Here is a 15,581-nt window from a genome sequence, read left to right on the forward strand (position 1 = left end):
AAGTTAGCTCTTTCAATTGAATAGGTTGAAAATGAGAATTATATTTGGTTGTTAAAGTTAGCAAAAGAGAAGGAACAAGACTATTAAGCGTCATTGGTCATCTAGACCCTGCGGAATGCAAGTCCCTTCTCTTACCTTACTTAACCTTGGACAGTTCATTAGGCACGAAGCCTGTTTTTACGATTGATAAGTGAAAAGTAAGTCGCTAACAATTTTCCAACTAAACAAATTTAAAAAGATGATTGTAGGAATCGACACTTCAAATGATTTTTTTGATGCTACCGCCTTAGAAGATGATAGCGTTATTTTTCAAAGACAATTTGCCAACAATGTAAAAGGATTTAGATTATTTTTAAATGCCGTTAAGGATTATACCGTAGAATTGGTCTGTATTGAGGCCACAGGGCCTTATCATTTGCGTTTTGCCATGTTCTTGAATGAGCATAAATTTAACATATCTGTTGTAAATCCATTGGTGATTAAAAGATATGCTCAAATGAAAATGTCCCGAGCTAAAACAGATAAAAAAGATGCCTATTTAATTGCATTTTATGCCAAGGAACAAAAGCCTGAATTATGGAAAGCCCCTTCTGAAGCATCATTGGAGATTAGGCAATTGGATACACATCTTGAACTGCTTATGAAGCATAAAAGAGCTTTAGCTAATCAATTACATGCATTTAAATCCACAGGCACTATGGTCAAAGGATTGGAAAAGCAAATGGAAGAACAAATCAATCAATTAAATGATGATATTAAAAAGATTGAAAGAAAAATAGAATCCCTTGTTCGATCCTCCTATCAGAAGATGGCAGATCAATTACAAAGCATACCTGGCATTGGTAAAAAGAGTGCTTATATGATGATTGTGTGTACAAATGGATTTTCCACATTTGATAATTACAAACAGGTTATTTCATTTTTTGGTCTGGCACCCAGACATTACCAATCAGGCACCAGCGTTAAGGGTAAAACCAGGATATGTAAAATGGGTATGTCAAGGGTTCGTAAAATTCTTTATATGGCAGGTGTAACAGCTATTAAGTGCAACAAAACTTGTCAAGACCTTTATGATAGGCTCAGAGCAAAAGGCAAAAGTCATAATTTAGCTATTATTGCAGTGGTCAATAAATTGATAAAACAATCATTCGCTATTGCTAAAAACAATACTTATTATCAAGCTGACTACATTTTGCAATCTGCATGAAAGACAAAATTTTATTGTAAATGAATTTATTAAAAACTTGACTTTTATCACAGTTCATTCCTGCGAAGACAGGAATCTTGTAATATTGAAACTTCGTTTCAATAAACCTGACTGATATTCTAGATAATGATAAAAAGGCAAGTGGTACTCTTGCCAGCTATATATATAGAAATAAATATTTTAACCGGAGGTTAAAACCAATAGATTCCTGCCTTCGCAGGAATGACGCACGGAATTAGATTATTAGAATAGTTGCTGTCCCCTATACTGAAAATATTGTTTTCACAATGATTGATTACTTATAAAAAGCTAGCGCGAGCTTCCTAGTTCGTGCTCGTGCTTATCCAATGGCTCCTCCGATTGCCGATGATAAACAGTAAGATGTGGATAAGGGATTTCAATCCCGAGTTCATCAAAACGATTTTTAATTCTGCGTAACATCTCTCGTTTTACGATCCATTGTTTTAGCGGTCTGGTTTTTATTAAAAATTTGATCACAATTGCTGATTCAGCAAATTTATCCACCCCAAGCATCTCCATATCACCTATAATAAGTGAGCCAAATTCCGGATCTTCTTTCATCTTTGTGCCAAGCTGATGAAGCACATTTATAACTTCATCCACTTTTTCATTATAAGAAACACCGATATCTAACATAACACGCGACCAATGATGGGTTAAGTTGCTGATGTCATTGATTTGTCCGTGAGGTATAAAATGGGTTATCCCTTCCAAGTCTCTCAATACCGTTAATCGTAAGGTCATATTTTCTACCACACCAGTAGTATCATTAATTTTCACCACATTACCGATTCTATATTGATTTTCAAGTAAAATAATAAATCCGGAAAGATAGTCTTTCACCAAACTTTGAGCACCTAATGCTATGGCTAAGGAAAGTACGGCAGCACCTCCTAATACAACAGTAAGATCAACCCCAATTAGCGAAAGAACTACCAGAAAGGTAATAATCACCACTAAAATCGTGATGATACTCCCTGAAGCTAGTTTTAAAGTTTCTAAACGGTCTGCACTTTCTGCATTTGTTCTGCTTTTTATGAATTTATTTAGAATAAGCTTAATGCTCCATCTTGTCAACATCCATATCACAAAAAAGGCCAGCAGTATAATAGCGATGGACGGAAGATTAGTTTTCAGCCAATAGACCATTCTATGTGGTGCAATGGGGCTTTTAAGAAAATCCAACTCTGATTTTGCATGGGACACCTGTTTTTCCGCTTTTGTAACTGCTTCAACCACTGGAGGGCGATATGCTTCTAATGACTTTATTCTGACTTTTAGGCTGGAGATTAGGACCGAGTCTTGAGAAAACCTTCTCAAAATTTCCTTCAGATACCATTTAACACTAGCCTCATCAGCTTGATTTTCAAGAACCGTTTTTAATTCTACTGATAATTCAGTCAACAATTTAGCCAGCTCAAGATCATCCTTATGCATGCGTATTAATTGATCAACCAAAAGGAGTTTATGTTTGGAATGCAACAATATTGCTTCCTTGGCACTCAACTCCTGAAGAGCAGCTAGTTCTTTGCGGTTTTGAGTTTCTGAATTTGTGCCAGCATGTCCGGAAGTATCAGCCCGGGAAAGAATAAGGCTTATCGAATCCTCGCTAATAGGGATTTGTCCAATAGTAACATATTCCACAAGCGCTTTTTGCTTTTCTAATTTACCTTCTACTAAGATAATCATCAGCAATATAGCTTGGCGACTTCGAAGATGGAGATCAAGTGAAGAAAGCACCTCTTTCAACTTTTCTTCCTGATTGCTGCGGTCATTCATTTTCCCCAATTGTGAATCTAGTTTTTCAAATTCATGGGTTAAGTCAACGATTTCTTTATCTAGATGCTTGCTTCGGCTTTTTAACTGAATTAGTCGATGCTGATCATTGGATATTAACTTTTGAAAGCTAATGATTAGTCCTGCTCCTGAACTTTGTAATGCTGGTAAATTGGAGTCTGTTACCTTTTCTTGAGCCGAAAGAGCGTTAGCCATCAAAAACATGATGAAAAAGCATGTGGTTTTTAACATCTTAGATTTTCATAAATGTGTGTTCGGTTTCTTTAAAAATTATATTTCCCGGAATGTTGTCCCAATTGCGAGCACGATAAATCCGCCAAGAAGCAGCTCATAATTATATTGTGTCAAAATATCCGCTTGGAAATAATGTCCGATTATTCCTAAAATTCCTGCTGCTAGTCCGAGAATCCAGGTTAATTTTTTTGGTGATGAAGGAGCTTTCATATTTAATATATGTTTTAAGGAAATGAAAAGAAGGGCAACCATAGGAAGCCCTTCTATATTTTAATGATTGGGTATTTTATTTATGTTTGAAAAGGTAGAATAAACCTAATTGCAATCCTCTATTATATGAAGACTCTCCATTGTTTTCGTTAATATTTGAAAGACCCAAGTTATAACGTGCATCAATTCCAAAGTTTGAATCAGGATTAATATAGCTTACGCCAAAAACAGCCCCTAAGTCAATACCACTAAAGTCATCAGTTCTGTCAAATTCATCATCGTTTGAATAGGATTTAGCTCCAACTAAAAAGCCCAATTGAGGACCTGCAAATAATCGAAAACCGTTATCAAACATATATTGTAATGACACCGGGATATTCAAATAATTTAAATTTAGTTGTGATTCAACACCATTGTTTGAAATTTTTGCACCTTGAGTGGAAAAAACCACCTCAGGTTGAAAAGCAAATTGATCACTTAAATGGAAATGTCCGATTAGCCCCACATGAAAACCTGGAAGCAGATCACCACCGTTATTGTTTTCATTTACAACATTGTATAAGTTTAAACCACCTTTAACACCAATATTCATATGTTGGGCTTGAAGTGAGCTTGTAGCCAAAAAGGCTAAAAAGAAAGCAAATAAATAAAATTTCATGTCTTCGTTTGTTTAATAATTTTGCCTCAAATTGTTTTCAGGGCATTTTTACGAAACAAAGGTCAAGCTTATTACTAGAATTTGTTTTACAGAAATTAATTTAAAAGTTACACATTTCACAGATGCTTATATTTATAAAACTACTGATCAAATGTGTTAAATTTTGAAAAAGAATGACCAGCTGTAATTAATAGAATTAATAAAAAAAGTAAATTAAACAATGAGGGGCTTGCTGTGTTTAATACTTCTTATGGAAAAGGTAATAAACATTCAACAAGCACAAAAGGCAAAAAAAGATCCTATCGATTTTTTGTCGGATAATATAGTGCTATTGTCTTTAGATGAGAATTTTGATGTTCTTTCCGCAAATGAAACTTTTCTAAAAGTAACAGGATTTCAGAGAGAGGATTTGGGTAAATTAAATTTCTTTCAACATTTATGTAAAGAGCTCCCTGAATATATAAATGATGAGCTAAGTTACTTATTACGACAGCAAAAATCTTGGAATGGGAATTTTGCTTTTCCAAACACTAATGGTAATTCATCTTGGTTTCATACCAATATTATTCCCTCAAGGGATGAAGATGGTCATTATATTGGCTTTAATCTTTTAGCTACAGTAGGTAAATCTCAACAGAGTTTAATCACCGAAAAAGATACAACCGAAAGCTGGATGAATGCCATATTCAATGATGCTGACGAAGCCAATATTCTGATTAGCTTAGATGGCAGCGTGATTGAATTCAATGCAACAGCCTATGAGTTTATGGCTTGGTATACTCATAAAGAATTAAGATTGAATGAGAAGATGCCTCATTATTTTGCAGGTAGTTTTTCAAAAACCTTTGAAGTATTATTTGAAAAAGCGAAAAAAGGACTTAAGCAAAAATTCTGTAGAACCTTTAAAAACCTTAGCGGTTATGAAAAGATAGTGAACATGGAGCTGAAACCTGTATCAAATTCTTCAGGAACCATCATGGGTGTAATATTAAACTCTACAGATATTACCGAGGAAGTAAATCTGGAAAAAAGAATCAGAATCTCTGAGAAAAAACTTGATGATATAGCTTTTATTAATGCACATAAAGTAAGAGCTCCATTAGCCTCCATTTTAGGTTTACTTAACTTATTAGATTTCGAATCTGTAAACGACAACAGTAAATTAATTTTGAACCATTTAAAAAAATCTGCCAACGAATTGGAAAGAATCATTCATAAGGTGTCAGAAAGTTCTTATTTATCAAAACCAGATTCCCATAAATCTGCTTAAAACTAATTGCCATAATTCCTTGTGATTGAAAATGGTGATTTTAATAGCCCACTAGTTTAAATTTTTGCATATTATTTTAAGCTTAATTAATAATATTAATGAAGTCAAGAACTAATTTTTTGTTTGATTCGTTTTCAATTTTCAAGATTTAAAAAAGGAATAGTCCTATCTTTGTACCTACTTATATTAAATTACATAATAAAAAATGGCAGTTGCAGTAAAAGAAAACCTAAAAATTCGGAAAAAAGGCACTTGGAAAAAAGAAATTAGCTTTGCCATAGTCCATTTATTGCCTTTGGGTGCAATATGGACGGGAGCTACATGGTTCGATTGGACCGTTTGTGCATTCCTCTATGTTTGGAGAATGTTTTGGGTTACTGGTGGATATCATAGATATTTTGCCCACAGAAGTTATAATACTTCCCGATGGTTTCAATTTTTGATAGCTTTTTTTGCACAAACCTCTGCACAGAAAGGTGCCTTATGGTGGGCTTCCCATCACCGTCATCACCACAGAAATAGTGATACCTTAAAAGATCCGCACAGCATGCTGCATTTTGGGTTTTGGTATTCTCATGTAGGTTGGATTATTGGGTCAGACTTCAAAAATACTGATTTTAAAGTGATCTCAGATTACAGTAAATATCCTGAACTGAGATGGTTGAATAAAAATTATTTAGTCCCACCTGTTATACTTGCACTTACTGTAATGGCTTTAGGAGGAATAGTAAATGGTGGAAGTATCTTAGCAATGTTTACAGCTGCTGGATTCTCCACATTATTTATTGGTTTCTTTTTAAGTACCATTATTTTATATCATGCGACCTTTTCCATTAATAGTATAATGCACAAATTTGGTAAGCAGCGTTATGAAACTGGGGATGAATCAAGAAACAGCGTTTGGTTAGCCTTATTGACCTTAGGTGAAGGCTGGCATAATAATCACCATTATTATGAAACATCCGCAAGACAAGGCTTTTATTGGTGGGAAGTTGATTTAACTTACTATGGATTGAAATTTATGTCGATGATTGGTTTAATTTGGGACTTGAAGCCTGTGCCGAAACATATCAAACAATCACGGAATAAACAGGAAGCAAAAGAATTAAAAGAGCAATTGAAAAAGCAAGTAGCATAAATTTTTCGAAATTTTTTCGAATTGCTATTGTATTTTAAAAACTGCCTGTTAAATTTGCAATCCCATTCGGGGAAAAGCGAGAGTAGCTCAGCTGGTAGAGCGCAACCTTGCCAAGGTTGAGGTCGCGAGTTCGAACCTCGTCTCCCGCTCAAAACATTATAAGTGAGCTTAATTGCTCACTTATTTTTTTGACACATACAATCATTCTAGCCGGGATGGTGAAATTGGTAGACACGCAAGACTTAAAATCTTGTGAACATTAGTTCGTGCGGGTTCAAGTCCCGCTCCTGGCACAAAAGCTTCTCAGAGATGGGAAGCTTTTTGTATTTTAAGGTTTGTCCATTTTATTTCTTTATTAGTTTTAGCAAGCACAAAAAAGGTTTTATGGGATCAATCTGAAAACCTGGGGAGGAGTACTTAATTATTTACAACCACCCCGTTCTTCGGACACCCCTCCTTTTTTTAAGGAGGGGAGCTGCTTCGAGCAAATTGCTTTATTTTATACACCATCTGAATCCTTCATTTAGTTTCCCTTGTAAAGGATTTAATTAAGGATATAGCTGATATTTAGCACTGACCAGCTGCTCTCCGCCAGCTGCCGGAAGCTTCCGCTGGCTAGCGGATGAGGGGTAAAGTATTATTCCAATAAAACATTCTATTGCCATCATGATTAATTTAGGATTTTATAAATTCATGTTTACCTCAATTAATAGTTATATTTTAGTCTACTAATATTAAATCCCCAGAATTATTGCTTGATATATAAAAACTATGCAATTTTTTTCTTTTCGAAACCGGTCATATAGCTCCATAAAGGAAGATTTACAGTAATAAGCAGATATGATATACAAAATAGACTCAAATAGGGTATGGGCGAGACGCTCATTCCACTCATTGTTAGTTGAGTAACAATATTAATATAAATAAGCCCAAGTAAAACTAATAAAGCCCACTTCTTTAAATTCCAAATGGCTATAATTATTCCTATTTGTAATACCAAATTTAAGACTATCATAAATATTGTTACCATGCTGTTGTTAAAACCACTATTTAGTTTAGTTATGGCTAATATTATGAATACAATTAAAAATAATGCTAAAACTATTCGTTGAATAACCAATAAAGATTTAGGTGGGTTATGAGTTAATGAAGTGGCATCATAATTTTGATATGAAAAATCTGGGCATTCATTAACAAAAGAAGGTTTTTCTTTAGTTAATCCGCAAACTAGTCCCTTTTTAAAATCAAAAAACTTATTCTTACAGTTTTTACAATATTCCAATTTGTCTTTAAAAACAAACTCTTTCTTAGGTGTTTCTGAAGAATTAGTATTATTTCTGGAAAGAATTAAGGCCGGGATAATATTTAAAACTGGTATGAAAAAGAGGTAAATAAATGATGGAGATCGCTGTTCAGTTGAGGTGCGTTTTAGGCTTTGAATGTAAATTAAAACTGTGGTAATTAAAAAACATGTAATTAAACCTACATTTATTGAAGTGTCAAAAGCATTTAAATTAGAATTGGTGAAAACATGCTGGATAATAATAAATAGTAAAATAGATTGAATGATAATAAGAATGAATATTCGCTGCTTATATGCTAAGGAGTTAATAGGAATTTCGATGTTAATGTATTCTTTTCTCCATTCATGGTCAATTATAAAAGCATCTAGAACATAAACTGATACCCAAAAGAATAAAGGCCAAAAAACAGTAAATAAAGATATAGACTTTATAATTGTTGCGGTGGACTCATTAGCATCCAATAGCTCAATTGAAGATATTCTAAAACCATAATTGATCAGAATTGTGATGAGGTATCCACTTATAAATACAGCTAGCCAATTAAACTTAATTTTTAAAAGTATGTACCTGATTATTAAGAAAACTAAAGTATTGCCTAAGAAAGAATTGATGACTGATATAGTCCAATAAAACTCCTCCCACTGATCAATAATGATATTGTTAATTATGTAGTCTTTGAAGAGAGCGTAAACAAAAACAGCCATTGTTATTATTATTGCTTTTTTCCACTCTTTCTTTGCTAGAAATTCAATCGAGACAATTAGCATTAGGGGAATCCAAAAAGCAGCTCTTTTCAAGAAGTGAGTATTATTGGGTGCCTCTTCTTGACTGCCTGTTATAAGGTAATAGTCAATTAAATCATAAGTGAAAAGAATTAAGCCAAGTATAATACAGGCTGTTAAAACTTTCTTATGTTGATTGATAAAGTTTTTCATTAGGATATATAATTTACATTCAGATAAAGAAACATAAATATATCCAGAAGTTGAAAGTAATCAAGTGTATTAAATTTATTGCTCTAGTAAAATCTTCCGTGGATTATTCTATAATACAAAAAAATAGTTTTTAACCCCTGTACCTGACCTCAGTTGACCAGGTTTATTTTAAGAGGAAGTTATTTATCGATGTGGCAGCCTAAGAAAAAATAAAATTTGGGCACAAAAAAAGCCTTACATCTCTGCAAGGCTTTGCTCCTCTTCTTGGACTCGAACCAAGGACCCTTTGATTAACAGTCAAATGCTCTAACCAGCTGAGCTAAAGAGGAATTTTTCCCGTTTGGGAATGCAAATATGCAAGCCTCTTTTATTATTTCCAAACACTTCTTTTAAAAAAATTAAAAATATTTTTTCTGGCTGTTTTTGTCAGCCATATTAATCAAATTTTTTAACAAAACCGCCATTATGACATATTATATTAATATGAATTCTTGAATTAGCGCCACATTGTCTTGTTTTGCGCTTAAAATCCGATTGGTACAGATTTTTCTGTAGGGTTTATAAAATTAATTGTTAAACCTTAAAAATTTAAAACTATGACACTTATAAAGTATAATCCAAGTTTACCAAGTAATGAAAACAAGAGTTTTTCAAGCTTACTTGACAGGTTCTTTAACGAATCTTTTAACGGAATCGGTAAAGAGATGCAACACTTTGCTCCTCAAGTTGATATTGCAGAAAGCAAAAAAGCTTTCGAGATATCAGTAGCGGCACCAGGAATGAAAAAATCTGATTTTAACATCGACATGAGCGATGGATCAATCACTATTTCCGGTGAGAGAAAATTTGAGGAGAAAAAAGACGAAAAAAACTATCATGCTGTAGAAACGCAATACGGTTCTTTCTCAAGAACATTCCATCTTCCTGATAATATTAAAGAAGATAAAATTGAAGCTTCTTATCAAGATGGAATATTGAATATTGTGATTCCAAAGGATGAGCAAAAAGAATTGAAAAGAACAATTCAAATTAAGTAATTTGAATCAGAAAGTTTTTAAAAGGGGCACTTTTGCCCCTTTTTCTATATATAAACCTGAGTTCGATTCTAATTTAGGAAGAAAATCGCTGTTTATAGGTGGGGGTTGAAAAAGCTTTTCCATATAATCCAATATATTGCGTTGTCTTCCTTTGATATAACTCGCTATATCTTCTAAAAGACGCCTTGTCTATTGAATGGATGCCAGCCATAGGCTGGTCACCCCTTGGGTGAAAAATCTGAATTTACAAATTAGAGTCGAACTCAGGTTATAACAATAAGAGCGAGAACAGAAGCGTTAATTCTGCGTTTGTATATCAAATTTAAATATTATAGAAATGGAAAAGAGACAATTTTTTATAGGTATTATTTTTGCCTCCATATTAAGCGCATTAATTTCAGTTGGGGGTTATATTTATTTAAATCCAAACTCGTCAGCCAATAGTAACCAAAGTTTTGAGGAGATTCAATCAGAAAATACTCGCTTTTCAAGCTTTCTAGATGAAACAGAATATAATGTACCTGAAGGCATAAATTTCATTTATGCTGCAGAGCAAGTTACAAAGGGAGTGGTGCATATTAAGGCGGAAGTAGAAAGAGACATGCCTCAGGGAAGGTCCCCATTTGAAGAATTTTTTAAAGAATTTCATGGAGATAGAAGCCCGCAACCTAGAAAAGGACAATCATCTGGTTCTGGTGTTATAATTTCACCTGATGGTTATATAGTAACCAATAATCATGTGGTAGATAAGGCTTCGGAATTAGAAGTTATTCTTCATGACAACAGAAGTTATAAAGCAAAGGTAATTGGAACTGACCCTAATACAGATATTGCTCTGTTAAAAATAGATGAAAAGGAGTTAAACTTTGTAGAGTTTGGCAATTCCGACAATGCGAAAATAGGAGAATGGGTTTTAGCTGTTGGGAATCCATTTAATTTAACTTCTACGGTTACGGCTGGAATAGTAAGTGCAAAAGCTAGAAACATTAATATCCTCAACAGACAAAATCAATATGGAATTGAATCCTTTATTCAGACGGATGCAGCTGTAAACCCTGGAAACAGTGGCGGAGCACTAGTGAATCTATCAGGAAAATTGATTGGTGTAAATACGGCCATTGCAACTCCAACTGGAAGTTATGCTGGTTATTCTTTTGCAGTACCTTCTATTTTGGTAAAAAAAGTAGTAAATGATTTAAAAGAGTATGGTGCGGTACAAAGAGCAGTGCTTGGAGTTCAAATAGTAGATATTAATGACCCAAGGTTAGAGGGACAAGATTTTTCAGTAAACTCTGGAGTATATGTAGCTGGAACAACTCCTAAAAGTGCTGCCGAAGAAGCAGGAATTAAAGAGAAAGATATCATTATAAAAATTAGTGATAAGAATATTACGAATGTTGCCGAATTGCAAGAGCAAATTGCAAGATTTAACCCTGGAGAAAATGTTGAGGTCACTTTTTTAAGGGATGGAAAAGAGAAAACCGTTTCCGTAGAATTGAAAAGCTTGGCCAAAAGCATGGATGTGGTTGCTGCTAATACTTCTCAAATGTTAGGTGGAGCCACTTTTGAAGATGTAAGTGAGGAAGAAATGAAAGAGTTGAATTTAAGTGGCGGATCAAAAGTTGTGGAAATAGAAGATGGTAAGTGGAAGGATATTGGAATCAAAGAAGGCTTTATTATCACTGCCGTTGACAAAGTAGCAATCAGAAATACTGAGCAATTAATTTCTACATTACAAGGAACAAAAGGGGGTGTTTTAATCGAGGGTGTATATCCTGATGGAACAAAAGAGTACTATGGAATGGGTTGGCAATAAGCCCTAACTTTCGTAAATAATTTTCAAAGGCACTCAAATACGGGTGCCTTTTTCTTTTGTTATCCTTTAAAAAAAGCCAATTTTGTGCCATTAAAATTGCAAGTTGACCGCTGAAATAATCGATTTTCAGCTAAAAACATACTTTAAACTATTTTAAGACCTATTAACACTTATTTTTTTGTAATTATTGAATACTATGGATATTAAGAAAACTTACGGCTTAGCAGAGGCCTTAAAAAAATTAGGAGTAAAAGACCACAATGGTGGTACTTCAACTGGTAGTAACTGGATGGAAGGAAGCGGAAAAATCAGTTCTGTTTCACCCGTTGACGGTCAAGAAATTGCCTCAGTAGGGGTAACTACTGCTGAGGATTATGAAAAAACTATTCAAACTGCAGAAGAAGCCTTTAAAACTTGGAGTAATATGCCTGCTCCAGCTAGAGGTGAAATTGTTCGTCAGTTTGGAAACAGATTAAGAGAATTAAAAGACCCATTAGGACGATTAGTTTCCTATGAAATGGGAAAATCTTTACAAGAAGGATGGGGAGAAGTACAGGAAATGATCGATATCTGTGATTTTGGAGTAGGCCTATCTAGACAATTATATGGTTTAACCATTAAGTCAGAGCGTCCGGATCATTCTATGCAAGAGCAATGGCATCCATTAGGAATTACCGCTATCATTTCTGCATTTAATTTCCCTGTTGCCGTTTGGAGTTGGAATACTGCATTAGCCTGGGTTTGTGGAAACGTTACAGTGTGGAAACCATCTGAAAAAGCACCATTAACTGGTGTGGCTTGTCAGAATATTATAGCAGAGGTATTGAAGGAAAATGATATGCCTGAAGGTATTTCTTGTTTAGTGAATGGAGACTATAAAGTAGGGGAAATGATGACCAAGGATTCTCGAATTCCATTGGTTTCTGCTACTGGCTCTATTAGAATGGGTAAAATTGTTGGCCAAGAAGTTGCCTCTAGATTAGGAAAGTCAATCCTAGAGTTAGGCGGAAACAATGCCATGATCATTTCTAAAGAAGCAGATTTAAAAATGACCTTAATAGGTGCTGTTTTTGGGGCTGTAGGAACTGCTGGACAGCGTTGTACTTCCACTCGTAGATTAATCATTCATGAAGATATTTATGATGAATTGATCGATAAGATGAAGAATGCTTATGCACAATTGAGTATTGGCAATCCATTGGATGAGAAAAATCACGTTGGGCCAGTAATCGATAAGGATTCAGTAAGCAACTATTTAAAAGCCATTGAAAAAGCAAAAGCTGAAGGTGGGAAAGTATTAGTTGAAGGTGGCGTATTAGAAGGTGAAGGATATGAAAGTGGTTGCTATGTTAAACCAGCCATTATAGAAGCTGAAAATCATTTTGAAATAGTTCAAGAAGAAACATTTGCTCCTATTTTATATGTAATGAAGTATAGTGGAGATGTTGAAAATGCTATTGCATTACAAAACGGAGTAAAACAAGGTTTATCTTCCGCTATTATGACTAATAATATGCAAGAAGCTCACCGTTATCTTTCTTCAAAAGGTTCTGATTGTGGAATTGCCAATGTAAATATTGGAACTTCTGGTGCAGAAATTGGTGGAGCTTTCGGAGGAGAAAAAGAAACTGGTGGAGGAAGAGAATCGGGCTCTGATGCTTGGAAAGCCTATATGAGAAGGCAAACGAATACATTGAATTATGGTAATTCCTTACCACTTGCACAAGGAATAAAGTTCGATATTTAATTTTTTCGATGAAATGCACACGATTATTCGTGTGCATTTTCTATATTGAATTGTTTTTAAACAATATTGATTTTATTAACTTGTTCCCAAATTAAAAATTGTTCAATATGAGTAAGTATCATTCAGTCATGTTAATCGATGATAACGAAATCGATAATCTGATAAACCAAAAAATGGTTGAAGCTGCAGGCTTGTCAAAGTATATTTATACACATACAGGTGCAAAAAGCGCAATAGAGTTTTTAAAGAATATTGAGCAATTAGCAGATGATATCGTTTCTAGCGTTTTACCCGATATAATTTTTTTAGATATTGACATGCCTTTGATGGATGGATTCCAGTTCTTAGAGGAATTCAATAAGTTGAAAGACAGCACAAAAGAGAAATGTAAAATTGTAATGCTAACTTCTTCCATCAATCCACAAGATGTTAGCAAATCCAAAAAATATGATGCTGTCAAAAAATATTTGAATAAGCCACTTTCTCAAGAGAGCTTAACTGAATTGTCTATTTAAATAATTCTCTTAATAAAAGTAAAAAGGCCATTTGAAAATTAATCAAATGGCCTTTTTAATTGTTATACTTTGCTTTCTCAGAGCACTAGTTTTTTGATTAAATCATCATTAAACTCTAAAAGTAATGTAGGAGCAAAATGCTGAACAGGTTCAATGGTTTTAAATTTCTGTACAAGCTCACTAATTTTTTCCTCCTTATTTCTCTTCGATTCGCTTAAGGATATTTTCATGATTTTATTCAGCACCTGAATATTCATGCAGTTTTCTTTGCCGATAATTCGGATTTGCCTCTGAATACTGTTGATAAGCTGATTAAATAATTCATAATCCTTCATTAAGCAATATTCTAACGCTAATAGTGTTTTGATCTCTAATTGAGCATTCTGATATTTTTTCAGACTCACATCATTTAATAGATTATTTAACCATTTGGCTGACTCCTCATATTTTTTATCGAAATGACAACTTAAAGAACGGTAAGTTGCATAGGTAATATATTGAGGGATGTCATCTCTGTCTGGTTCAAAATCCTGAAATAAAGCAACATTTTCTTCCGATAGCATGGTCTTTTCAGGTATCCTTTTTGCTCGTTGAATTTTGGTGATCAAAAATTGAGCTGGATAGGTGAATAAATTGAAATTAGAAAGAAAGCTGGCACAAGATTCATTTACTTCTTCGAAGTAATTCTCTGCTTTTCTATATAACCTATAATGATTATAATATTCTAATTTTAAGAATTCGTACACTAGCTTCAGGTGAAAATAAATAGAATCAAGACTATATAATTCGAAAATACCATCTGCTTTTGCTAATAAATCTTCAATTGGATCTAAATCAACACTAGTTTCATCCTCTTCCACAAATAATCTATGGAAGATATTCAAACAGTTTTTATAAATAAATAAACGGTGAGAATCATAAATTTTGCAAGTATTGAGCATTTCTTTATTCAATAAAACCAATTCTAATTTGTTGGTTTCATCACCGGTTAATGAATAATTTCCAAATTTTATAAAGTAATTACTTAATAAATCCTCTGCCTTATCAACCGCCAGCATATAAGCGACATGACGGTTATATAATTGACTGTATCCAAAATACTCCTCAGTATTTTGGTGTAACTTTTTGAGTGCTTTATAAACTATCGTTAATTCATTGGAAAGGTCATAATCTATCAACTCCTTTTCCAATTTTTTCAAAGTGGCAATTGCGATAGCTTTTTTCTTAGTGAAGATTATCTCATTTATATTCGCTACTTTCTTTAGAATATCCGTCCTTGGATTTTCCATTTGTTGTAAGAGGTATTCTTCTATTTTTTGATTTAGCCTTGATCTTAAAGTATAATAAGCATTAGTGTTTACTTCAAGCTCCTCCATAATGGCATGGTCACTGGAAGAACTTTCACGCATAGATTTAAGTAAATATGCAGATTTCTCTGCTCCACCTGTTGATAAACTTTCATGAATAGCCAGATAATCAGCATCTGTAAGCTGCATGATAATATTCTTGAGTTTTGCCATAATCTTATTTATTCACCATTTTCATGTGTATGTAAATGTATTAAAATTTTTACAACTTGTCCGATGTTTACCGATTTGGAACCCTTAATTGAAAATTCATCTTCGGAAATGAAATATTCGAAGATGAATTTTAATGTTGGTTTCATGTCATTTCAAAGGAAAGTTAATTATT

General features: G+C 33.7%; 12 protein-coding genes and 3 tRNA genes. 9 read left to right on the forward strand and 6 right to left on the reverse strand.

Going from position 1 to position 15,581, the window contains the following annotated elements:
- Positions 1-238: 238 nt before the first annotated feature.
- On the forward strand, positions 239-1,207 hold the full coding sequence (locus tag ABWH96_RS01730) for an IS110 family transposase (RefSeq protein ID WP_375579826.1): 969 nt from the start codon (positions 239-241) through the stop codon (positions 1,205-1,207).
- A gap of 309 nt (positions 1,208-1,516) precedes the next feature.
- Here the strand turns inward: ABWH96_RS01730 and ABWH96_RS01735 are convergent, their stop codons facing one another.
- The 3 genes from ABWH96_RS01735 to ABWH96_RS01745 form a co-directional block, all read right to left on the reverse strand.
- A complete protein-coding gene (locus tag ABWH96_RS01735; RefSeq protein WP_375579827.1) occupies positions 1,517-3,220 on the reverse strand; it encodes a mechanosensitive ion channel family protein in 1,704 nt (567 codons plus the stop codon).
- A gap of 75 nt (positions 3,221-3,295) precedes the next feature.
- On the reverse strand, positions 3,296-3,469 hold the full coding sequence (locus tag ABWH96_RS01740) for a hypothetical protein (protein WP_375579828.1): 174 nt from the start codon (positions 3,467-3,469) through the stop codon (positions 3,296-3,298).
- A gap of 76 nt (positions 3,470-3,545) precedes the next feature.
- A complete protein-coding gene (locus ABWH96_RS01745) occupies positions 3,546-4,127 on the reverse strand; it encodes a porin family protein (RefSeq protein ID WP_375579829.1) in 582 nt (193 codons plus the stop codon).
- 250 nt (positions 4,128-4,377) lie between these two features.
- Here ABWH96_RS01745 and ABWH96_RS01750 point away from each other — a divergent pair, with 250 nt between their 5' ends.
- From ABWH96_RS01750 to ABWH96_RS01765, 4 genes are all read left to right on the forward strand, one after another.
- A complete protein-coding gene (locus ABWH96_RS01750; protein WP_375579830.1) occupies positions 4,378-5,397 on the forward strand; it encodes a PAS domain-containing protein in 1,020 nt (339 codons plus the stop codon).
- A 205-nt stretch (positions 5,398-5,602) separates the two neighbouring features.
- On the forward strand, positions 5,603-6,535 hold the full coding sequence (locus ABWH96_RS01755; RefSeq protein ID WP_375579831.1) for an acyl-CoA desaturase: 933 nt from the start codon (positions 5,603-5,605) through the stop codon (positions 6,533-6,535).
- Between the two features lie 76 nt (positions 6,536-6,611).
- Positions 6,612-6,684 (forward strand) — tRNA-Gly (locus ABWH96_RS01760).
- A 60-nt stretch (positions 6,685-6,744) separates the two neighbouring features.
- A tRNA-Leu gene (locus ABWH96_RS01765) sits at positions 6,745-6,828 on the forward strand.
- 476 nt (positions 6,829-7,304) lie between these two features.
- Here the strand turns inward: ABWH96_RS01765 and ABWH96_RS01770 are convergent.
- A complete protein-coding gene (locus tag ABWH96_RS01770) occupies positions 7,305-8,774 on the reverse strand; it encodes a hypothetical protein (protein WP_375579832.1) in 1,470 nt (489 codons plus the stop codon).
- A 255-nt stretch (positions 8,775-9,029) separates the two neighbouring features.
- Positions 9,030-9,103, reverse strand: a tRNA-Asn gene (locus ABWH96_RS01775).
- A 267-nt stretch (positions 9,104-9,370) separates the two neighbouring features.
- Between ABWH96_RS01775 and ABWH96_RS01780 the strand changes: the two genes are divergently transcribed.
- The 4 genes from ABWH96_RS01780 (at position 9,371) to ABWH96_RS01795 (ending at position 13,889) form a co-directional block, all read left to right on the forward strand.
- A complete protein-coding gene (locus ABWH96_RS01780; protein WP_375579833.1) occupies positions 9,371-9,811 on the forward strand; it encodes an Hsp20/alpha crystallin family protein in 441 nt (146 codons plus the stop codon).
- Positions 9,812-10,148: 337 nt separating this feature from the next.
- Entirely contained in the window at positions 10,149-11,627 is a 1,479-nt protein-coding gene (locus ABWH96_RS01785; protein WP_375579834.1) for a Do family serine endopeptidase, read from the forward strand.
- A 196-nt stretch (positions 11,628-11,823) separates the two neighbouring features.
- Positions 11,824-13,374: an aldehyde dehydrogenase family protein gene (locus ABWH96_RS01790; protein ID WP_375579835.1), complete on the forward strand. Its 1,551-nt coding sequence runs from the start codon at positions 11,824-11,826 to the stop codon at positions 13,372-13,374.
- 107 nt (positions 13,375-13,481) lie between these two features.
- Positions 13,482-13,889: a response regulator gene (locus ABWH96_RS01795; protein ID WP_375579836.1), complete on the forward strand. Its 408-nt coding sequence runs from the start codon at positions 13,482-13,484 to the stop codon at positions 13,887-13,889.
- 77 nt (positions 13,890-13,966) lie between these two features.
- Here the strand turns inward: ABWH96_RS01795 and ABWH96_RS01800 are convergent, their stop codons facing one another.
- Positions 13,967-15,409: a hypothetical protein gene (locus ABWH96_RS01800; protein WP_375579837.1), complete on the reverse strand. Its 1,443-nt coding sequence runs from the start codon at positions 15,407-15,409 to the stop codon at positions 13,967-13,969.
- Positions 15,410-15,581: the final 172 nt, after the last annotated feature.

Origin of the sequence: Marivirga tractuosa (assembly GCF_042140215.1) — a bacterium.
Taxonomy (GTDB): domain Bacteria; phylum Bacteroidota; class Bacteroidia; order Cytophagales; family Cyclobacteriaceae; genus Marivirga; species Marivirga tractuosa_A.